Origin of the sequence: Paenibacillus montanisoli, from assembly GCF_003268025.1 — a bacterium.
Taxonomy (GTDB): domain Bacteria; phylum Bacillota; class Bacilli; order Paenibacillales; family Paenibacillaceae; genus Paenibacillus_Z; species Paenibacillus_Z montanisoli.
The window spans coordinates 2,003,556-2,024,829 of sequence record NZ_QLUW01000001.1 but is presented as its reverse complement, the minus strand read 5'-3'; the positions used below and the strand labels follow the sequence as shown (position 1 = coordinate 2,024,829).

At 48.3% G+C, this 21,274-nt stretch carries 23 protein-coding genes, 3 tRNA genes and 1 rRNA gene; 20 read left to right on the top strand and 7 right to left on the bottom strand.

From position 1 onward, the window contains the following. From DL346_RS09205 to DL346_RS09180, 6 genes are all read left to right on the top strand, one after another. Positions 1-117, top strand: a 23S ribosomal RNA gene (locus tag DL346_RS09205); the annotation flags it as partial. Positions 118-202: 85 nt separating this feature from the next. Beyond that, a tRNA-Thr gene (locus DL346_RS09200) sits at positions 203-278 on the top strand. Positions 279-313: 35 nt separating this feature from the next. Beyond that, a tRNA-His gene (locus DL346_RS09195) sits at positions 314-389 on the top strand. A 27-nt stretch (positions 390-416) separates the two neighbouring features. Next, positions 417-491 (top strand) — tRNA-Gln (locus DL346_RS09190). A 214-nt stretch (positions 492-705) separates the two neighbouring features. Then, the gene (locus tag DL346_RS09185) at positions 706-960 is read left to right on the top strand and encodes a hypothetical protein (RefSeq protein WP_112881697.1); all 255 of its coding nucleotides are present in this window, start codon (positions 706-708) and stop codon (positions 958-960) included. After that, the gene (locus DL346_RS09180; RefSeq protein WP_112881696.1) at positions 960-1,259 is read left to right on the top strand and encodes a hypothetical protein; all 300 of its coding nucleotides are present in this window, start codon (positions 960-962) and stop codon (positions 1,257-1,259) included. Before DL346_RS09185 ends, DL346_RS09180 begins: the two co-directional genes overlap by 1 nt. 69 nt (positions 1,260-1,328) lie before the next feature. On the opposite strand, the gene DL346_RS09175 is transcribed toward DL346_RS09180, so the two are convergent. Next, a complete protein-coding gene (locus tag DL346_RS09175) occupies positions 1,329-1,598 on the bottom strand; it encodes a LysM peptidoglycan-binding domain-containing protein (protein WP_165822430.1) in 270 nt (89 codons plus the stop codon). A gap of 292 nt (positions 1,599-1,890) precedes the next feature. Further along, entirely contained in the window at positions 1,891-2,247 is a 357-nt protein-coding gene (locus DL346_RS09170) for a hypothetical protein (RefSeq protein WP_112881694.1), read from the bottom strand. 182 nt (positions 2,248-2,429) lie between these two features. Here DL346_RS09170 and DL346_RS09165 point away from each other — a divergent pair, with 182 nt between their 5' ends. Beyond that, positions 2,430-2,939, top strand: a complete 510-nt coding sequence (locus DL346_RS09165) for a GNAT family N-acetyltransferase (protein WP_112881693.1) — start codon at positions 2,430-2,432, stop codon at positions 2,937-2,939. Positions 2,940-3,032: 93 nt separating this feature from the next. On the opposite strand, the gene DL346_RS09160 is transcribed toward DL346_RS09165, so the two are convergent. Then, the gene (locus DL346_RS09160) at positions 3,033-4,184 is read right to left on the bottom strand and encodes a sensor histidine kinase (RefSeq protein ID WP_112881692.1); all 1,152 of its coding nucleotides are present in this window, start codon (positions 4,182-4,184) and stop codon (positions 3,033-3,035) included. After that, positions 4,181-4,867: a response regulator transcription factor gene (locus DL346_RS09155; protein WP_112881856.1), complete on the bottom strand. Its 687-nt coding sequence runs from the start codon at positions 4,865-4,867 to the stop codon at positions 4,181-4,183. The genes DL346_RS09160 and DL346_RS09155 overlap by 4 nt, the downstream gene beginning before the upstream one ends. Before the next feature lie 209 nt (positions 4,868-5,076). Here DL346_RS09155 and DL346_RS09150 point away from each other — a divergent pair, with 209 nt between their 5' ends. The 3 genes from DL346_RS09150 (at position 5,077) to DL346_RS09140 (ending at position 8,930) form a co-directional block, all read left to right on the top strand. Then, positions 5,077-5,481 carry a DUF6223 family protein gene (locus DL346_RS09150; protein WP_112881691.1) on the top strand — a complete coding sequence of 135 codons (405 nt, stop codon included), beginning with the start codon at positions 5,077-5,079 and terminating at the stop codon, positions 5,479-5,481. Between the two features lie 265 nt (positions 5,482-5,746). Continuing rightward, positions 5,747-8,362, top strand: coding sequence for a phosphoenolpyruvate synthase (gene ppsA / locus DL346_RS09145; RefSeq protein WP_112881690.1), 2,616 nt, complete (start codon positions 5,747-5,749; stop codon positions 8,360-8,362). Between the two features lie 136 nt (positions 8,363-8,498). Further along, positions 8,499-8,930: a hypothetical protein gene (locus DL346_RS09140; RefSeq protein ID WP_112881689.1), complete on the top strand. Its 432-nt coding sequence runs from the start codon at positions 8,499-8,501 to the stop codon at positions 8,928-8,930. Positions 8,931-8,984: 54 nt separating this feature from the next. On the opposite strand, the gene DL346_RS09135 is transcribed toward DL346_RS09140, so the two are convergent. Then, positions 8,985-10,667, bottom strand: coding sequence for a ribonuclease J (locus DL346_RS09135; RefSeq protein ID WP_112881688.1), 1,683 nt, complete (start codon positions 10,665-10,667; stop codon positions 8,985-8,987). Positions 10,668-10,843: 176 nt separating this feature from the next. Here DL346_RS09135 and DL346_RS29810 point away from each other — a divergent pair, with 176 nt between their 5' ends. Both DL346_RS29810 and DL346_RS29005 read left to right on the top strand, forming a co-directional pair. After that, a complete protein-coding gene (locus tag DL346_RS29810) occupies positions 10,844-11,356 on the top strand; it encodes a CBO0543 family protein (RefSeq protein ID WP_112881687.1) in 513 nt (170 codons plus the stop codon). Positions 11,357-11,451: 95 nt separating this feature from the next. Further along, positions 11,452-11,622 carry a hypothetical protein gene (locus DL346_RS29005; protein ID WP_165822429.1) on the top strand — a complete coding sequence of 57 codons (171 nt, stop codon included), beginning with the start codon at positions 11,452-11,454 and terminating at the stop codon, positions 11,620-11,622. A gap of 82 nt (positions 11,623-11,704) precedes the next feature. Here the strand turns inward: DL346_RS29005 and DL346_RS09125 are convergent, their stop codons facing one another. After that, positions 11,705-12,250: a phytanoyl-CoA dioxygenase family protein gene (locus DL346_RS09125; RefSeq protein WP_276311530.1), complete on the bottom strand. Its 546-nt coding sequence runs from the start codon at positions 12,248-12,250 to the stop codon at positions 11,705-11,707. 53 nt (positions 12,251-12,303) lie between these two features. Next, positions 12,304-12,501, bottom strand: a complete 198-nt coding sequence (locus tag DL346_RS09120; RefSeq protein WP_112881685.1) for a hypothetical protein — start codon at positions 12,499-12,501, stop codon at positions 12,304-12,306. Between the two features lie 305 nt (positions 12,502-12,806). Here DL346_RS09120 and DL346_RS09115 point away from each other — a divergent pair, with 305 nt between their 5' ends. From DL346_RS09115 to DL346_RS09075, 8 genes are all read left to right on the top strand, one after another. Beyond that, positions 12,807-13,562, top strand: coding sequence for an SDR family NAD(P)-dependent oxidoreductase (locus tag DL346_RS09115; RefSeq protein ID WP_206098487.1), 756 nt, complete (start codon positions 12,807-12,809; stop codon positions 13,560-13,562). A 15-nt stretch (positions 13,563-13,577) separates the two neighbouring features. Then, positions 13,578-14,582, top strand: coding sequence for a sugar phosphate isomerase/epimerase family protein (locus DL346_RS09110; protein WP_112881683.1), 1,005 nt, complete (start codon positions 13,578-13,580; stop codon positions 14,580-14,582). 2 nt (positions 14,583-14,584) lie between these two features. Continuing rightward, the gene (locus tag DL346_RS09105) at positions 14,585-15,367 is read left to right on the top strand and encodes an SDR family NAD(P)-dependent oxidoreductase (protein WP_112881682.1); all 783 of its coding nucleotides are present in this window, start codon (positions 14,585-14,587) and stop codon (positions 15,365-15,367) included. Positions 15,368-15,391: 24 nt separating this feature from the next. Then, a complete protein-coding gene (locus DL346_RS09100) occupies positions 15,392-17,374 on the top strand; it encodes a YjhG/YagF family D-xylonate dehydratase (RefSeq protein WP_112881681.1) in 1,983 nt (660 codons plus the stop codon). Between the two features lie 18 nt (positions 17,375-17,392). Further along, on the top strand, positions 17,393-18,163 hold the full coding sequence (locus DL346_RS09095) for an SDR family NAD(P)-dependent oxidoreductase (protein ID WP_112881680.1): 771 nt from the start codon (positions 17,393-17,395) through the stop codon (positions 18,161-18,163). Positions 18,164-18,429: 266 nt separating this feature from the next. After that, positions 18,430-18,861, top strand: a complete 432-nt coding sequence (locus tag DL346_RS09090) for a VOC family protein (RefSeq protein ID WP_112881679.1) — start codon at positions 18,430-18,432, stop codon at positions 18,859-18,861. Between the two features lie 504 nt (positions 18,862-19,365). After that, the gene (locus DL346_RS09080; protein WP_112881677.1) at positions 19,366-19,689 is read left to right on the top strand and encodes a YciI family protein; all 324 of its coding nucleotides are present in this window, start codon (positions 19,366-19,368) and stop codon (positions 19,687-19,689) included. 208 nt (positions 19,690-19,897) lie between these two features. Continuing rightward, complete coding sequence (locus tag DL346_RS09075; protein WP_112881676.1) at positions 19,898-21,199, top strand: sulfatase-like hydrolase/transferase; 1,302 nt, start codon at positions 19,898-19,900, stop codon at positions 21,197-21,199. Positions 21,200-21,274 lie beyond the last annotated feature (75 nt).

Below are 21,274 nucleotides of genomic sequence, written 5' to 3'. Positions count from 1 at the left end.
AAGATGAGATTTCCCAGTATGTAAGACCCCTGGAAGACGACCAGGTTGATAGGTTCGAGGTGGAAGCGCAGCAATGTGTGGAGCTGACGAATACTAATCGGTCGAGGGCTTATCCTAAATACTTCGAGTAAGCAGCTAAGCAAGAAACCTTCGCAAAGGTTCGTATCCAGTTTTCAGGGTGACAAGTGCTCCTGAATATCGTGCCGGTGTAGCTCAGTTGGTAGAGCAACTGACTTGTAATCAGTAGGTCGTGGGTTCGACTCCTATCGCCGGCACCATCCTTGCTGTCTCTGACAGTAGAATAGTTTTTATGGCGATCGTGGCGAAGGGGTTAACGCACCGGTTTGTGGATCCGGCATTCGTGGGTTCAAGTCCCATCGGTCGCCCCATAATTACTTCTGACAACTTAAAATTGTTGGGGATTAGCCAAGCGGTAAGGCAACGGACTTTGACTCCGTCATCCCTAGGTTCGAATCCTAGATCCCCAGCCATTTATTCACTTCTATAATGAAAACCCTTGCTTAGGCAAGGGTTTTTTGCTGTCCTTATTAGTTGAATAATCATAACGCGTTATCTACATATTAAAGTAGGCTTTTATTACAAAAGGAAGTCATCAGCATCGGTGGGCAAGGAATCCATCTAAGTGCTAGCTACACCTTAGCGTGTTATACCTTAAGAACGGTTTTAAACAAAGGAGGAAGATCAATGCAACCTGAGGAAACGGATTGGATGCCGGCTTTCGTTAGTCTGCTAGGCGTTCAAGCAGCTCACCCCGACTATAAAGCACCTCTCCCGAAGGCCTTCGCCGATGACGTGGTGCAACGGGTCGGGACAGCCTGGCGGCAAGAAGACGGTAGTTACATTATCAACCTAACAGCATTCCCTGTGAGTAACCAGCTTCTGATTAGGCGGCCGAGACCCGAGGAAAGCCCGGATGACACGACAAAGGAGGAGCAGTGATGACTATCCAACACTGGCGACATCTCTGGAGATCGGCCCCCCGGCTAAGCCGCTACACCTTCCATTGGGATATCTTAAAGAACGATTCGTTCGTGGTAGTTACCGCAGCTGAGGCAAGGATCAGTGCTACCGTACCAGATCGATTTATTGGTGACGCTAAGCCGATCGTGGTTGGAAACATTGCATCTCATGACGGCTTCGTAGAGTTCACACTGTGGTGGCAGGGGGATTTCCCGTATCTCAATATCTGGACGGATATAACGGTTTTCGACCCTTCGGACCCTTCGGGCGCGAATTAATTCAAAAGTAATTGAAAAAACCGAGTGGTTTTGGGCTCGGTTTTTTACTTCCAAATCAAGCCGTCAGGCTTATTTGGACACCGGATAAAGCACCACATCACCTGGATGTAGGTCAACCGATTTCATATCGTTATGGTCTTGCATGACCGCAATTATGTCGCGAGTATCTTCCTCGACATTGGACATCTTCGCGATGGACCAGAGCGTATCGCCGGAGCCAACAACATATTGCTCCCACTGCACATTGTTGAAATCAGACTGACCATTGCGCCAGATGACGACGGATAAAAGAGTAAATACGATAAGTGCATATATGGATACGCGATGTTTCATTAGCATGATCATAACCTCCGATTTGATAGATAGATAACGGTGGGCGTCTCCATGACTGCGTTCGTGCTTTGTAATACATCGTATGAACTCTAAACGAAAAATATGAATCTCACTATGAAAAACAGCGTCAGCTGCTATTTCGATAGAAAGACAATAAATAAAGGAGAGCTATACGCTCCCCTTGAAGTCAATTGATCTTCCTATGTAGCATCCCATTGAAGTACCCGCTTGCCCGGAGCCACTGAATAGCAAAGAGTATCTAACCAAAGCGATCGGTGAGCGGGCAAGCGGGTTTGGATTACGTTATTAGATATAGATCTGCAACAAAAGCCAATGCTGCTGGATTGAATGATCCCGGAGGCGCAATACTATAGTTAACAGCTTGGAAAGATGGGATAATGAGAATGCTGTGAAAGTTACGTTCAGCAGGAATAGGAGCAGTAAAGATAGAGTAATAGCGAACATTTTGCCAGTTGAAAGGTACGTCGTCGACAACTCCGGTATTCGGATCTAATAATCCATCGGTTAGATTGCCTATTGGAGTGAGAGTCGTAAATAAGTTCCCGGCCGTGGTGTCAAACAGGTCAATCTGCAGGTCATGCGCATTATCGCAAAATACAGTTATGTTGATAAGAATCTGCATCCCAGTGGCCACTGCAAAAGAAACTCCTGTTGCGAAAAAACTCGTTTGGGGAGTGGTCGTAACCGAATCCCATACATACGATGGAGGCGTTTTATTCAAAACGCTGTTGTCATTCGAGTATGGCAGCAATTGCGGGCTTCGAATTAGACATTCGTATATTTAAATGAATTTACAATTCAAAAGGATGGGGAAAAATGGATATTTCTATCCGAAATGCTCAAAAAGAGGATTACGAATCGTTATTATCTTTGTTTTGGCAAGTTCATCATTTGCACGTTATTGAACGGCCGGACCTATATAAAAAGAACTCGACTCCAGTGGGGGAAGAGTACTTTAATAACCAACTAAACGATGATAAGCAACATATCTTTGTGGCTGCTCGGGGCATTGAAATAGTCGGCGTCGTTGTAATGAAAGAAGAAGAAATACCTGAAAATTCATTTGTTCATGCGAGGAAGATCTTACTTGTCAACAGTTTATGTGTTGCTGATACGGTTAGGAAAAAGGGGATCGGAAGAACACTCATGCAATATGTGTTTGATTTCGCAAGAGGATTGAAAGTGGAAAGTATTGAATTGGGGGTTTCGGAGACGAATCAAAATGCAATCCATTTTTATCAGTCCATTGGAATGTCAACAAAAAGCAGAAAAATGGAGTTTAGATTAAGCTCCCTCGAAATGAATTCGCAGGATTTCATCCTGTAGTTAGCGGAACTGCTTCCTGAACTTGCGAAATAACAACAAAAAATGCTTGTATAAATGTCCTACCGGACGTTTCTGCAAGCAATTTTGTGTTATTTAACGTGTTTCGGTCATATCCGCAATAGGTAGAAAAACAGAAAATACCGTACCTTCATCGGGCCGGCTCGTAACGCGGATGAAACCGCCATGGGCTTTTACAAAATGGTGGGCGATGGATAATCCGAGCCCCGTACCGCCTGAATACCGTGAGCGCGCTTCGTCTACCCGGTAAAATCGATCGAATAGGTGGGGCAGCTCATCCGCAGGTATTCCGATGCCGGTATCGATCACCGAGACACATGCAAAGGACGCATTCCGATCAACGATCCGGTCTTCGATTTCAACCGTAATCTTCCCTCCGCGCGGGGTGTAGCGAATCGCATTGGTCAGCAGGTTAAAAAATACCTGCGTGATCCGTCTCGCATCGGCGATTACCGTAACCGCCCTCGAACTCGTATAAAGGCGAATGTCCAATCCGTTTTCTTCCGCTTCGTATCTCACGTCGTCCACGATTCGTTCCAGATGTACCGTCAGATCGAGCGGTTTGCGATCGAGCGACAACCGGCCCGCTTCGGCAAGCGACAATACATGAAGATCGTCCACAAGCCGACTGAGCCGAATGACCTCATCTTGAAGCCGAAGGAGCATTTCAGGCGGGACCTGATGACCGGCCTGCTGAATATTTTCCAGTTTAAGCTGCATCACGGACAGCGGCGTGCGGAGCTCGTGAGCAACATCGGCTACCAATCGTCTGCGTGCTTCTTCGGCCCCACGCAGCTGAAAGGTCATTTCGTTGAACGTTTGGGCGACCTTCCCATACTCATCCTTTGTGTCCACAGGTACTTTGACGTTCAGGTCGCCTTGTGCCACACGTTCTATGGCTGATATAAGCTTTTTGAGCGGGAGGGTCAGCACTCCCGATATCCAAAAACTGAAGATCAACCCGATCGTAATAAAAAAGAACAAGCGCGCGCCGTGCGTGACTTGAAGTAATTCGTTCAGTTGCATTTTGTCATGGAAATAAGATCTTAAGATTTCGATTTGCTCTTCGGGCGTGGCACTCAAATAGTCAGCATTGATGTGTTTCTTTTGAAATTGATCGATCAAGCTATCCGTGTATGCTTGTGTTGTTAGGGAGAACGTAATGCTAACAATGAGCACCAGCAGCCCCATACAGGCGAATATTTTCATGCGGACCGTCATGTTCATGAACGTTCACCGAATCGATACCCGAAGCCATATACTGTCTGAATGTAACGAGGCTTGGCAGGGTCGTCTCCCAGTTTGCGGCGAAGATTCCGGATATGGGAGTCCATCGTTCTTTCGTAGCCCATGTATTCAAACTCTAAAGCAGTCTGTAACAATTGCAGACGGCTGAAGACGATGCCGGGCCGACCCGCCAGCGTGAACAGAATTTTGTATTCGGTCGGTGTCAATTGGATTTCCTGACCGTCTTTGAATACCTGACATTTAACCTCGGAAATGAGCAAGTTGTCTCTCTCCATGTACACCGACTTATCTTCCAGACCGCGCAAGCGGCGAAGTAATGCCCGGATGCGGGAAGCGAGCTCGCGTAAGCTGAACGGTTTAGTCAAATAATCATCCGCGCCGATTTCCAAACCGACGATTTTGTCCGATTCATCCGATCGGGCCGTGACCATAATAATGCCGCAATGCGAGGTTTGCCTTAATTCACGGCATACGTCGATGCCGCTTTTCTCGGGGAGCATCCAATCCAGCACGACGAGTTCCGGCCGTTCAGACCGGGCAGTCGTCAGCGCTTCCTTGCCGGTACGGGCGGTCAATACCCGAAACCCTTCACGCTGCAAGTAGGTTTGCATCTCCTCCAGCATGCCCGGTTCATCCTCCACAAGCAGCAATTTCGGTTCCAATCCCATCACATCACTTCTTTCCCTGTTAGTCTGCATCCTGCTTCCATAAAGCAGAGTTAAATCGCTTACCGAAATTATACCGTGATACGGCAGGTTCTGAAAGAAATCCACGCAAAGAGAGGAAGATCTGCATAAGTTCTCGACATTCGTAGAGTAAACTGGCTGAGAAAAGCGGGAAAAATTCGCGGATAAGGGAGGAGATTCAACAAATGAGAATGAAGCTGGTTTCATTCGTTATACTTTGCGCATTTCTGCTTGTGCCAACAATTGTCTCTGCTGAAGCGGCCGGCGGTAACGCCGGATACGCATTAACTACTGGGCGGCTCTGGGCTACGACTGACGCGGTAGTGGGGCTGATCAGCGCAGTAATCGGCGGGCTGTCTCTGGCCCGCTCCGCCGGTCGTATCGGTAAAGGCACCGGTCGACGCGGGGCTATCGTGGCAATGGTACTTGCGCTGATCGTCATCGTCTACGCCGTGGTGCATATGGCTATCTTCACAGGTGATTTCGGTACCGGAAGCGGGCGAGCCGGGGCCATCGTTGCTATCGTGACCGGGCTAACCGGCGCGGTCCTCGGTGGGCTTACTCTGATCCGCTCCCGACGCACCGGTTAACGCTTCACAGAGAGAAAGGATCCTAAGTATGCGCGGCAGCCGGACAACATGAGCTCCCGTGATGCCAGCCGGAAATCAAAAAAGAACCTGGTCAAATTGACCAGGTTCTTCTTATATTGCGCAAAAACAGACACGATGATATAATCAAATCACGACTGCGCGCGAAATAATGAGCATAGTTAGTTCATCTTACAATTTAAGTATACCACGTCGGAAAAATCTTGTCAAATGTATTCTCATTTTAATGGTAAGGAGTGATGTAAGAATGAGTTCTTTGGTTCTCGATTTTAACGAAATGGATAAAACGCAGCTTTTGCTCGTTGGCGGAAAAGGGCTACATTTAGGGGAATTATCAAAAATTCAAGGCATACAAGTACCGAAAGGATTTTGCGTTACGACGGCGGGATATCGACAAGTTATCGAATCAAATGAAACATATCATGCTTTGTTGAGTCGACTAACCATGCTGAACGTAGAAGATCGAGACCAAATTGGTGAAATTAGCGGAAAGCTTCGGCAAATCATTATGGATGCCGAAATTCCTTCAGATGTTTTGAACGCAGTTACTCATTATCTCTCCCAGTTTGGCGAGGAACATGCTTATGCCGTGCGTTCTAGTGCGACTGCAGAAGATTTACCGCATGCTTCTTTTGCAGGTCAACAAGACACTTATTTAAATATCATCGGCAAAGAAGCCATCCTGCAGCACATCAGCAAATGTTGGGCTTCTCTATTTACGGATCGCGCGGTAATCTATCGTATGCAAAACGGATTTGATCACAGTCAAGTATATTTATCCGTTATCATTCAAAGGATGGTGTTCCCGCAGGCTTCAGGGATTCTATTTACCGCTGATCCCATTACTTCCAACCGAAAGCTGCTATCCATCGATGCCGGTTTTGGACTTGGAGAAGCGCTGGTCTCCGGTTTTGTATCCGCAGATAGTTATAAAGTACAGGAAGGACAGATCGTCGATAAGCGGATCGCAACCAAAAATTTGGCTGTCTATGGACGAAAAGAAGGCGGAACTGAGACCCGGGTGATCGATCCCGCTCAGCAAAAGACTCAAACGCTTGCGGATGAACAAATTTTACGCCTGGCACGCATCGGAAGACAGATCGAAGCTTATTTTGGCTGCCCGCAAGATATCGAATGGTGTTTGGTTGATGAAACATTTTATATTGTCCAGAGTCGGCCAATCACGACTTTATACCCGATCCCTGAAGCGAATGATCAAGAAAATCACGTTTACTTATCTGTCGGTCATCAACAAATGATGACTGACCCCATAAAACCGTTGGGATTGTCGTTTTACCTGTTAATCACTCCTGCACCCATGCGTAAAGCTGGTGGAAGGTTGTTTGTTGATGTTACACCTATGCTGGCTTCACCTGGCAGAGAAACCGTATTAAATACCTTCGGACAATCCGATCCGCTCATCAAAGACATGCTTATGACCATAATCAAGCGAGAAGATTTTATTAAACCGCTGCCAACGAATGATCCAAGTTCGAGTCCAAGTACGAGCAGAAATGGCAGATCGCCCGCTGGTTCCCAAACCCAAATCGAACCCGATCCGGCAATCGTTTCTGACCTGATTTCGCGTAATAAGGCTTCAATAGAAGCGCTCAAACTTAACATACAAGCGAAATCGGGATCGGATTTGTTTGAATTTATCTTAGAAGATATTGGGCAGGGGTTAAAGAAGTTCTTATTTGACCCGCAAAGCACATCTGTGTTTATGGCCGCTATGAACGCTTCACACTGGATCAATGAACATATGGAGAAATGGTTGGGTGAAAAAAGCGCGGCAGATACGCTTTCTCAATCTGTACCTAACAATATTACTTCGGAGATGGGGCTGGCGCTGCTTGATGTCGCGGATGTGATTCGTCCTTATCCGGCAGCCATAGCTTATTTGCAACAGGTAACGGACGATTATTTTTTGGATGGACTCCTTAAGTTCGAAGGCGGGCAGGAAACCCGAGACGCAATCAATGCTTATCTCAACAAATACGGAATGCGATGCGCCGGAGAAATCGATATCACTCGAACACGTTGGAGCGAGAATCCTATTACGCTTGTCCCGTTGATTCTGGGTAACATCAAAAACTTTGAGCCGAATGCAAGCAATCGGAAATTTGAACAGGGGCGTCAGGAAGCATTAAAAAAAGAAAAAGAGTTGTTAGATCGATTGAAGCAATTACCGGATGGCGAACAAAAAGCCAAAGAAACAAAACGAATGATCGATCTCATCCGGAATTTCATCGGTTATCGGGAATATCCAAAATACGGCATGGTGAATCGCTACTTCGTTTATAAGCAGGCTTTACTGAAAGAAGCCGAACAACTCGTCCAAGCTGGCGTTATTCATGACAAAGAAGATATATACTATCTTACTTTTGATGAGCTTCATGAAGTCGTACGCACAAAAAAACTGGATTGGCAGATCATCAGCAAACGAAAAGACGAGTACAAATTATATGAAAAACTAACTCCGCCACGTGTGATCACGTCTGATGGCGAAATCATTGTTGGTGCATACAAACGTGAAAATCTCCCAGCCGAAGCGATTGTAGGTCTACCCGTTTCTTCAGGAGTCATTGAGGGACGTGCACGTGTCATCTTACACATGGAAGATGCTGCTTTGGAAGATGGAGATATTTTAGTCACCTCCTTTACTGACCCTAGCTGGACACCATTGTTTGTATCCATAAAAGGCCTAGTCACCGAAGTTGGCGGATTGATGACCCATGGAGCAGTGATCGCACGTGAATACGGATTACCAGCAGTTGTCGGAGTGGAGAATGCTACCAAACTAATAAAAGATGGGCAACGCATTCGCGTACATGGAACAGAAGGATATATCGAAATCTTGTGATGGCAGAATGCGTCAAGAAAAGCAGCCCATGGTTCTATTAGAACCATGGGCTGCTCTTTTCGTTATCTGGCCTTATTTGCAACATCCAAAAGATTCAATGCGTTAGATAAGTAATGGCTCGATGTGGGGGAGTAAAATGAAAAAACATTTTTTAAAAATAGTTGTACTGTTGCAATGTGTTTCTCTGATTGGTTGCAGCTCGAATGATCAATCTTCAAATGATTTACATTTTAATGAAATAATAAAGGGGAATATAGCTAAAATAACATCACGAAATAGTGGCACCGGGTTACTGTATTCAATCACAGATAAGAAAAAAATAGACCGATTTGTTAAAACGATGGACTCTACAACGTATACAAAGGTTAAAGCATACGAACCTGTGACAGGTAATTCCAGTCTAAAGCTTTTTAATGAAAATAATGTAGAAATTTCATCTATAACTTCAAATGGTAAAGGCGTTTATCATATTGGAGAAGGGTATTATAAACTAAACAATGATATTGATGCAAAACTAGGTTCTTTTTATAAAGAGTTTTATAGCAGTGAAAATCTGGTTAACGAATGAAGCAGAAAAAAGAGAACCACAGTCCATTATGCGGACTGTGGTTCTTCTGTGATGTTATACCTGAATGATGATCGTAAGGATCATCGGTCTTCTCTTCGTATGGGTGTATACAAACTTACCGATCGCTTCTTTAAGGGTTAGTTTATAATCGCTCCAATCGGTATTTTCTTTATCACTCTGAAGCTGAGTAATGGAAGAGCGAGCAATTCGCTGCAATTCTCCTATGAGGCCTTCGGATTCCCGCACGTACACAAAACCGCGAGAAATGATGTCAGGGCCTGAAACGATTTTATTATCTGACTTCGCGATGGACATGACTATGATGAGAATCCCATCTTCTGATAAGACTTTGCGGTCTCGTAGAACGATTTGGCCTACGTCTCCAATTCCCAGACCGTCAACGAGTGTATTCCCGTTGGGAATTTTTCGTTCCTGCCGGGCTTCAGAAGCCCAAATGTCTATAACATCCCCGTTTTTGACAATGAAAATATGGTTAGGATCAACGCCTACTGCCTCCGCAAGTTGACGATGCTGGTGAAGCATTCGATATTCCCCGTGTATCGGAATAAAGTATGTTGGCTTCATCAAAGTAAGCATGAGCTTTAATTCCTCTTGGCTGGCATGTCCCGATACGTGCATTCCCGTCACCGTACTTGAACCATAAATAACGGATGCTCTCTTCTCGAACAAATGATCGACAATTCGTCCTACGTTACGTTCATTTCCAGGAATAGGGGAGGACGCCAAAATAACGGTATCGCCAGGATCGATGTGAATTTGCCTATGGGTGCCATTCGCTAACCTTGCCAGTGCTGCCATAGGTTCTCCTTGACTTCCGGTGCAAAGAATGACCAGTTCGTGCGGTGCAAACCGCGTACATTCTGAGGCATCTACTAGCATCCCCTCCGGTAACCTCAAGTAACCGAGGGAGGAGGCGATATCGACGACGTTGACCATACTCCTGCCAAGCAGAATCAATTTGCGGTTTGTCTTCTCTGCTGCGTCAATAACCTGCTGAACCCGATGGACGTTTGACGCAAAGGTAGAAAGAAAGATTTTACCTTGAGCTTTCTGAAACGCCTCTTCGATATGTCCACCGACAAGACGCTCCGAAGGGGTAAAACCTGGCCGTTCAGCATTCGTGCTTTCGGATAACAGCGCAAGAACGCCATTCTTCCCGATCTCTGCCATCTTATGAATATCTGCATATTGTTCGTTAACCGGCGTCAGGTCGAACTTGAAATCTCCTGTATGTACAATCGTTCCCAGGGACGTTTGGAAAGCAATGCCCAGGCAATCGGGAATGCTGTGATTTGTACGAAAGAATCGTACCAGAATAGAACCTAAAGTAAGTTCAGAATTCGAATCGATTTCATGGAGCTCTGAATTTTTTAGTAATCGATGCTCCTGAAGTTTTACTCTTATTAGACCGAGTGTAAGGGAGGTTGCATAAATCGGCATGTTCAGCTGTTTAATAACGTAAGGAACTCCACCGATATGGTCTTCATGCCCATGGGTAATAATCAAACCCCGAATTTGATCTTGGTTCTCAATCAGATAGGAAATGTCCGGAATAATGAGGTCAATGCCAAGCAAGCTTTCATCCGGAAATTTAGAACCGCAGTCCACCACTATGATGTCTTCGTTACATTGAATCACATACATATTTTTGCCGATTTCATTAACGCCACCAAGTGCAGCTATTGAAATTCGGTCCTGCCTCGAATTTACGGACATGACGGCAAACCCACCTTAAGTCGAAAATTTATAACCTAAAGGAACGAATATAATGTTTCTCGCTTTAGCGGTATTTATCCATATCAGTGCAGAAGGCGGACATGCGAGATAGTATAATATTAGATGAAATGGTTAATAATGCCATTGATTATAAGTCTATTTAGGAAGTGAAACGAATGGTTGCGCTTGTATATGCTACACTCTGGATTATCGCATCCTTGAAATTAGCCGATCGCAACTGGAAGCCATATTATCCTACACTTCTTTACGCGGCGCTTGGCAATGGGTTATACGAGCTCCTTTGTTATAACTATCCACTTTGGAGGATGGAGCCGAATGGACTGCAATACTCAATGATTCCGATTCTGTTGCTTACGTTGATTGGAATGCCTCTTTCGACGTGGATCTATCTTTCTCATTATCCATCGGGGAAGAGACTATCCTTCCAAGCCTTGTACATTGGACTGTATTGCATTGTTTTCGTCATTCTTGAGTATGTTTCCGTAAAATTAGGAGCAATTACTTACCATAATGACTGGAATTTGTTATGGTCGCTTTCTTTCGTCATCATTATGTTCGTCATGTTGCGTTTGCATTTTCTAAGACCGCTGATTGCGCTCATGCTATCTGTTGCCGTTTCCGTTAGTCTTTGTCTCATTTTCACCGTTACCTTAGATAAAATGAAATGACTAAGTCGAAACATTTAAGAAATCCTTGGAATGCATAAACCTAATCAGGAATACACAATCTAAATGCAACTTTTTAAGGAAGGATGTAAGGATAAATGGCAAATAACAACTATAATCCTAACAAGTATGATCGTACCGATAATAATGGACAGCGAGAGAATTCAGTACATGGCGGAGAGTTTCGGAATGGACGTAAAAGCCAGATCAAGAACAATAATCCTAATGGTGAAGCTGTGCAAAATGAGTTTTTAAGTCAAAAAGATTAGCTAGAGACAAAAAACAATACAGCAGCCGGTAAGATAATCGGCTGCTGTTTTTATTGCGCTCAAGTACTATTCAAATTGCCGCCTACTCCTCATGCTCCATTTTCTCGGCTAGCCAATCCACGAGCGTCGCTACGCGGCCGGGGAACTTGGCGCTTCTTGCGAGAAACCCGACGCCATGCTGCGGCATAGGGTCCTGATCCGTCGACTGGTAACGAAGGTCGACGCTCCAGCGGACATGATCCGTATTATTCGGCGTCGACATATGCAGCACCCGGTCGTTGAATAAGATTGCGGTCCCTGCTTTAATCGGCAGCGCGATCGTCTTCCGGGAACCGAGTTGATGATCATGCAGCGCTGTATAGCTTGTTCCGGTGTAGGATTCCGCATGCCACTCGAGAAGCTTCTTATTTTGCGTGCGCGGTTTAATGTGCAAGCAGCCGTTCTCCAAGGTTGCATCGACAAAAGAAATCCAAACCGTAATGACCGGGTTGGCGTTCGAATCCGGCCAGTAGGATTTATCCTGATGCCAAGGTACCGCGCCGGCTGCAACGCGAGGCACTTTAGGAATTGCCGATGATTTGTTCGCGAATGGACTGATTACCGATAAATTGGAGCACGAACCGTTCAAATATCGACTGGCGAAGCTGTTCGACGGATTGACCGATAAAGATTTATTGAAATTCAGCCGCAGCTGGCGAGATCGGATTGAAGGTTATTATCACCTGTTGAGCAAATGGACACCTTTTCCTGAAGTGCCTGCCTAGGTGCATCCATATCTTCGTCATTCAGCAATCCTTCCAGAACAAGATACCCCTCTCGGTTGTAATGCTCCAGCTGCTGATCCGATAAACTGCCGCGCATTGTGCGGTGAATCGCCATTTCCAATACCTCCATATCATGTAGTGCTGACAAGTAAAATGTATCACCGCATCGCGCAAATGTATTTTTTCGCCGATTTGTCATAACTTCCGGTAAAATGCTATTTCACGGTAATAATCGCATAAACCTCCTGTCCGCATAAATCGCGGGCTTATTTGCGTTTAAGCAGCGGATTGTTTTGATTATTAAATAATTAATGGCGTTAGAGCTATTTCGACAGACTTTGCGCTTGTAAAGTGAAATATTGAACTTGACCAAATAACGATACAAGCGATTCAACCTATGGAAGGAGTGTGAGCTGCAGCATGTTTTCATTGGAAGGTAAAACAGCGCTGATTACGGGAGGGACACAGGGGCTTGGGCTGGAATTTGCCCGTGCGCTAGGGCGCGCCGGAGCCGAAGTTGTCGTGACCAGCCGGGATTTACACAAAGCGGAGGAAGCGGCGGCCGCGTTGACCAAAGAAACGGGAAAAAGAGCGGCAGGAATTGCGCTCAATGTGCTCGAATACGCACAGATAGAGCGGGCGGTCTCCGAAGTCATCGAGAAGTTCGGGCATATTGATATCCTGATCAATAACGCCGGCGTGAATGTACGCAAGCCGATTCTCGAATATGACGAGGCAAGCTGGGAGCTCGTGCAAGGGACGAACTTGAAAGCGCCATTTTTATGCGCGAAAGCAGTCGTGCCGCATATGATCAAGCGGAAATTCGGTCGGATCATCAACATTGCATCCATGCTGGGCACAGTCGCGCTGGCGGAACGGTCGGCCTACTGCTCCAGCAAGGGCGGTCTTATTCAGTTAACGAAGGTGATGGCGCTGGAATGGGCGGAGCATAACATAACCGCCAATGCGGTCTGCCCGGGTCCTTTCGCCACGGAGCTCAATCAAATCGTCATGAACAACCCTGAAGCCAATCAATTCTTCATGAATCATCTGGCTATCAAACGCTGGGGCAAGCCGGACGAGCTGTCGGGGTTATTGGTATACCTCGCTTCCGATGCATCCAGCTTCATGACTGGATCGTCTATCGTCATCGACGGCGGATGGACGGCTGAATAAGGAGGGAGGTACGAGATGAGATTCGGACTTACCGCTTACGGTACGGTATATCATATGGGGCTGCCTGCCGGGTCTAACCGGGTCCGCATTACGGCCAAGGAACAGATCGATATGGCGGAGGCTTATGGCCTTCAAGGCGTAGAAATTCCTCTGGACATACTTGCGCAGAGCGACCCGGCTGAAGTTGCCGCTTATGCGAAGCAGAAAAGCATGTTCATCAATGTCGCGACCGGCGGTTACGATACGGCCGCACTAGCGAAGGCGCTTCAGATGGCCAAGCAGGCCGGAGCAATTACGCTCCGTACTGTAGTGGGCGGCGCTAAATTCGGAGGCGACCGGCGGCATATGGAAGGAAAATGGCAGCCGTTTCTGCAGCAAATTTTGAGCGCGTTTCAAGAAGCCACTGAAGTCGCGGAGGCGACCGGAATCAATCTTGCGGTGGAGAACCACCAGGATCTGGCTTCCGAAGAATTGCTTTGGCTGTGCGAAACGATCGGTTCTAAACGGTTCGGGATTACGCTGGATACCGGCAACCCGCTCGCCACGGCCGAACATCCTGCCGACTTCTTTCGGAGCGTCGCGCCGTATGTCAAGAACGCGCATTTGAAGGATTACAAAATCTATTGGTCGGAGGAAGGCTACCGGCTCGTACGCTGTCCGCTCGGACAAGGAGTCATCGACTTTCCGGATCTTTTCCAGGTGATGGGCGAGATGAACCCGGATGTGACGATGTCCGTGGAACACGGCGCGCTGGAAGCGCGGCATGTGCGGGTGCTTCAGGAGGATTTCTGGACCGAATATCCGCCGCGCACGGCAAGGCAGCTAACCCGTCTCCTTCGCTTCGTGGAGGATCGGGCCAGATATAAAGGCGATTGGAGAACGCCATTCGAGTTAGGGCAGACACCGGATGAGATTGCGAAGTACGAGATGGAAGAGATGGATATCGCCATGGCGTACCTTTCGAATCAAATCCGCAAGCTTGAGAAGCGCAGTGAATCCACATTGACTCAGGGGGGATAGCTTTGCTTACGACGGGATTGCAAGGTAAAAATGCGTTAGTTACCGGTTCCAGCCGGGGACTTGGCAAGCAATACGCCCTAGACCTGGCCCGCGCCGGTGCCAACGTCATCATTCATGACATTCGGGATAGTTCGGCAGCCGAATTCAACGAAGCGGCCTCCGGCCATGCCGTTGCCGAAGAAATCAGACAGCTTGGCGTCAAATCGGCATTTATCGCAGCCGATTTGGCCGATCCGGCTCAAGTGCAGCGGCTAATCGAAAACGCGATAACCGAGTTGGGTTCATTGGATATTCTCGTTAATAACGCGGGGGGAGATATAGGCCTTAACACGCCTCGCCCGGATCCGAACGATGCCCTTGATATTTCCGTTGACGATATTCGTTCGGTTGTCGAACGAAATCTGCTGTCCACCATGTATGCCTGCAAATTTGCGGGCTCGCATATGAGGGAGAGGAGAGCCGGCAAGATCGTGAATGTTGGCTCGATTGCGGGGCATGTGCCGGTGACAACGGGGATCATTTATGCCGCGGCCAAGACGGGCATTTCTTCGTACACGAGAAGCCTTGCGGAACAGCTGCGTCCCTATGATGTGAACGTGAACTGCATATCGCCGGCTCCGACCTATACCGGCAGATTTCTTGCAACGCGGACGGTGCGAAGCGAAGAAGGGCGATCCCGCCTGCAGCGCATCGCGCAGCCCGAAGACATGTCAAGCATCGTCCTGTTCCTGTGCGGCTCCGCTTCGGACGCCTTATCCGGCGATACGATTGTATGCTGGAAATAACGTACTTGAGGGTGAGGTAAAGCAATGACAGAAGCATTACGTTTCATCATGGGGCCGGAGGAGCCGAGCCATTATGACATCTTCACCCACGCAGCAGGCCCGGAGGGCAAGCTGCCGCTGACTTCCGATATGCTGATGAATCTCCCGAGCGGGGATTTATTCGGCATGAGCCAAAATGTCGGCATGGGTTGGAAGCCGGATCGGCTTCTCGGCAAGCAGATTCTTATTCTAAGTACGCAGGGCGGTGTCCGCGGCGAGGACGGAACGCCGATCGCGCTCGGCTACCATACCGGCCACTGGGAAGTAGGCCTTCTCGTAAAGGATGCGGCGCTTGAGGTGAGCGCGCTCGGCGGGGTGCCGTTCGCCGCCTTTGTCAGTGATCCCTGCGACGGCCGTTCGCAAGGGACGACCGGGATGTTCGACTCGCTGCCCTACCGCAACGATGCGGCAATCGTATACCGGCGCCTGATCCGTTCGTTACCGACAAGGAGCGGCGTCATTGGGGTGGGCACTTGTGACAAAGGACTGCCCGCCATGATGATTGCCCTCGCGGCGATGCATGATCTTCCCGCGATCATCGTACCAGGGGGCGTCACGCTGCCGCCGACTGTCGGCGAAGACGCGGCCAAGATCCAGACCATCGGCGCGCGTTTCGCGAATGGTCAAATCACGCTGGACGAAGCGGCCGATTTGGGCTGCCGCGTGTGCGCCACGCCGGGAGGCGGCTGCCAATTTCTCGGCACTGCCGCCTCGGCACAGGTTGTCGCCGAGGCGCTGGGCATGTCACTGCCGCATTCGGCGCTCGCTCCTTCCGGCCAGCCGATCTGGCGCGACATTGCCAGACAATCGGCGAGGGCTGTTCAATGGATGAACGCTAGCGGAATGACCATGCGGGATATCTTGACTGACGCATCCATCGAGAATGCCATGGCGGTTCATGCCGCATTCGGCGGTTCCACGAATTTGCTGCTTCATATCCCCGCTATTGCCCATGCGGCCTCATGCCGCATCCCGGATGTAGCGGATTGGACCCGAATGAACAAGGCGGTTCCGCGGCTTGTGAGCGTACTTCCGAACGGACCGGAATATCATCCTACTATTCGAGTGTTTATGGCGGGCGGCGTTCCGGAGGTCATGCTGCATCTTCGTAAACTCGGTCTGCTCAATCTGAAGGTAAAGACCGTAGCGGGCGAATCTCTTGCTAATCTATTGGATTGGTGGGAGGATTCCGAGCGGCGCCATGAAATTCGCAAACGGCTGCAGGATACCGACGGCATTGACCCGGATCAGGTCATTATGAGCCCGGAGCGGGCATCCGCCAGGGGATTGACGTCCACGGTGACTTTTCCAACCGGTAATCTGGCCCCGGAAGGATCCGTCATCAAGTCCACGGCAATCGATCCCGACGTTGTCGGCGAAGACGGCTTTTATCGCCATATCGGGCAGGCCAAGGTTTTCACATCCGAGAAAGAGGCGGTTAAGGCGATTAAGCTCGGCCAAATAAAGGCGGGCGATATTATGGTGCTGATCGGCAGAGGTCCTTCGGGAACGGGGATGGAGGAAACCTACCAGTTGACCTCCTCTTTAAAGCATTTGCCATTCGGAAAGCATGTGACGCTGCTCACGGATGCCCGCTTCTCCGGGGTGTCGACCGGAGCCTGCATCGGTCATATCGGTCCGGAGGCGCTGGCCGGCGGTCCAATCGGTAAAGTGCAAAACGGCGATTGGATTGAAGTCTGCATAGATCGCAATAAGCTGGAAGGCAGCATTCATTTTATCGGTCAAGGCGATGAGCGCTTTAGTCCGGAAACCGGCGCGGCTATACTGGCTGCTCGTCCATTGCACCAGGACCTTGCGGCCGATCCAAAGCTGCCGGACGACACCCGGCTTTGGGCTGCTCTTCAAGCAGCAAGCGGAGGAACGTGGAGAGGCAGCATATACGATGTCGATCGAATCGTCGAAACGCTGCAAGCGGGTATGGAAGCGTTGGCTAGATCCAAGCAATAGACGGGAGGGTGATGGATCATGCGTAACCGTCTGGATGGCAAAGTGATCGTAGTGACCGGCGGGACGAAAGGGATCGGGAAAGGCATCGCCCTGATGTGCGCGGCCGAAGGCGCGAAAGTGGTGATCAGCGGGAGGAACGAACGGGACGGGAGTCAGGTAGTCTCGCAGATTGCGGAAACTACGGGCACCGAAGCGCTGTTCATTCAAAAAGATATCGGCAGCGAGGCGGCTTGCCGCGAATTGTTCGAGGAGTCGGCAGCGCATTTCGGACGAATCGACGGTCTTGTGAATAACGCGGGCATTTTTCCCCGAGGTACGATGCTGGATACGACGGAGGAATTATTCGATTCCATATTCGATGTCAATGTAAAAGGGGCTTTCTTCTGTTCGAAATATGCCATACAGGCGATGATGAGGACCGGTGGAGGCTCAATCGTTCAAATCGGTTCTACAAACGGATATAAAGGATCCAAGGATCTTGCGGCATACGCCTGCTCAAAAGGTGCGCTGCGGACGCTTAACCGTCATATCGGGGTCAATTATGCCAAGGACGGCATCCGTTCTAACTGGGTAACCGTTGGCTGGGTGGCGTCCGAAGGGGAAGTGGAGCTTCATGGGAAAAACGGCATTTCCGAGGATCAGCTGCATGAATGGGCGGCAACCCGCATTCCGAGCGGGCGCATGCAGACTGCGGAGGATATGGCGTATGGGGTCGTTTACCTGCTGTCGGACGAATCCAGCCAGGTAACGGGAACGGAGCTCTCCATCGCCGGAGGGTTAGGTATCTAGTCGTCAAGAACACTGTCCGAATGGAGTCCGCGAGAAAACGCGGGCTTCTTTCAGTTTTCGATCAAGTTATGAAAACGAAAGGTCTAATTTAAGCTTCACAAATCAACGTGATTACCAACGATTAGATCCGCGGTTTCCGCGGATGTTTTATTTTATGCTGTCGGAAAGGTTACTGGGTAACCCATGTGGAAGTTTACGGTATAAAGCATGGTGTGGGGCAGAGGCAATGGAGAGTGAGATTACTTTAAAAAAGGAGAATGTAGACTATGTTGAACAAAAAAATGAGTGGTGCAGACGTGATCGGATACTGTTGCATGAGAGTTCCAGTCACGAATTTGAAAAAATCGGTGGATTTTTATTGCGATGCGTTGGGCTATGAATTGATTTCAGCGGATTATTCATTTGGAGAGGCGCATGTTGCTTTGAAAAACGGAAACGGCCCGGGTATTTTTTTGATGGAAACCAAGCCGGAGGATGTCACGCAATTGAAGTTTGTATTTCCTCGTTCATTCTTTATTACAAGCAGCATGGGGCACGTGACGATGGTTGAGTTTTTAACGAATGATTTGCTAGCTTTGCATGAACGGATTAAACAAGCCGGAGCCCATATTGATCATGAACCTGTTTTTACTGATGCTTTCGGTTATTTTACCTTCTATGATCCGGATGGGCACTATTTTCGCGCGGTCGAAGAATGATGGTCAATAAGGAGAGTTAAAGGATAATTTGTATTAGCATCTATTAATTCGGCAATAATTGAATTAATAGGCACATGACCTGGCTGATACTAGGGCATGTGAAATAACTGATAGAGGACGGATTGTCAATGGCCAAACAAAGGTGGGAGATGACACTTCAAGAACGGTTAGAAAGAGTCAGAAAACGAGTTCCTAAAAGCGTTAATATGAATGATTATGTTGTTAAAACCGTTCACGACATCCCTTTTGAAGACAGAGAGAAATTCGAACTGAAACTACGAATGGCTCTATACACATTGGGGTTGCATTATTCATGGTGGTTAAGAGTGCATGATGAAATATCGAAACCAGAATGGTCAAGACCCAAATTGAAGCTTATTAAGTAGCCCGCTCCACTATGGAAGCGGGCTTTTCTTTTTAAAAGCGTTCTATTATCGTGTTCGTTCCATTTGTGGTAATATAAGGTGGACTCTAACAAGGTTGAATAATGGAGGTTTTTTCGTAATGTCGGATAATACGGCAAGCAATCCAGGAAAAATGCACTTCATGTTATGGTCTATGCCGCCAAGATCCACTTTTCATCAGGATATGACCGTAGAAGAACGAAAAATCATGCAGCAACACATCGCCTATTGGACGGACAGGCAGAATCAAGGAATTGCGCTGGTTTTTGGACCGGTTCTAAAGCCGAACGATCCTCATGGACTCGCCATCATTGAAGTCGAGAACGCAGACCAAGTTCCACAACTCATCGCTGAAGATCCTGCCGTAATCGCAGGAGTGATGACGATGGACTATTATCAGATGATGGCGGTCTTACCGAAATAAACGCAAGAAGATCCGCGGTTTCCGCGGATTTTTTACTTTGTCGGAGGACATGAACATTGTCCGAACAAAGTTCGGTGACGGATTTGATTTCCGAATTTTGAAAATAAAGTGAATCATGCGAATTGACGGATTGAAGTAGCCTCCTTTATTCTGAAAGCGTTCTATGTTTAAGACATGATCACATTTTTCGGAAAAAGGCGGGAGAGCAATGGCAAAGCCAAACTTGATCATTATTTATTGCGATGATCTCGGGTATGGAGATCTTGGTTGTTTCGGATCGGACATGATTCGGACTCCTCACTTGGACGCCCTAGCCGCGGATGGCGTTCAGTTCACGAATTGGTACTCGAATTCACCAGTTTGTTCGCCTTCCAGGGCAGCCTTGCTAACGGGTAAATTTCCGGCTAGAGCGGGTGTCACTGAAATTCTGGGCGGCAGCCGCAGAACCCTCGGCTTGAAGCCGGATGCGAAGACGTTGGCGGAGCGAGTGAAGGAAGCCGGTTATCGTACTGCCTTATATGGCAAGTGGCATTTGGGCTCTACCGAGGAGTGCCGCCCTAACGCACGCGGCTTTGATGAATACTTCGGATTTCTGTCGGGATGCGTGGATTATTATTCGCACATTTTCTATTGGGGTGTCCCGCACGTGAATCCGCTTCACGATTTGTGGCACAATGATGAGGAAGTCTGGAGCAACGGCGAATATTTGACCAATCTTATCACTCAGAAATCAGTGGACTATATTGAAGCTCACAAGGAGGAGCCGTTCTTCTTGTACGCGGCTTATAACGCGCCGCATTATCCGATGCACGCGCCGCAGAAGTATATGAACCGCTACAAGCACTTACCTTGGGACCGTCAAGTGATGGCGGCGATGATCTCCGCCGTGGATGACGGCGTGGGAGAGATTGTGGCCGCGTTGAAGAGAAATGGGTTGTACGAGAATAGCATTATCTTCTTCTCCAGTGATAACGGACCATCATCGGAATCGCGGAACTGGCTCGATGGGACGCAAGATGTCTATTACGGAGGCAGCGCCGGAAAATTCAGGGGACATAAGGCAAGCCTCTTCGAAGGAGGCATTCGCATGCCTGCGATCATGGCCTATCCGGGGACGATTGCCGGTGGGCAAGTATGCGGTGAAATCGGCATGATGGCCGATGTTGTACCCACCATGCTTGAGCTGGCAGGACTTCATACCGTTGAGCTTAGCGATATAGACGGACTTAGCATGGCGTCTGTCGTTACCGCAGGTATACGAAGCCCGCATAAGCAGATATTCTGGGAATCTGGCGGACAGCTCGCCGTCCGTGAAGGCAAGTGGAAGCTTGTCCTAAACGGCAAATTGGACTTTGACCGCGGACAGCCGGACGTCGTCCATTTATCCGATTTGGAAATGGATCCTGGCGAGAGAATCAACGTTGCATCTCAATATCCGGATATTGCTCGCCAACTGGAACAAAGTGTGCGTGAATGGTCGGCCAACTTGCTGGTTGAGGCGAGTTTTTAGATAAGTTATCTAACCGCCGGGCAGGATTGTTGAATCACTTCGCCGAAGAATATCGATGAGTAATATGCCGGTTGT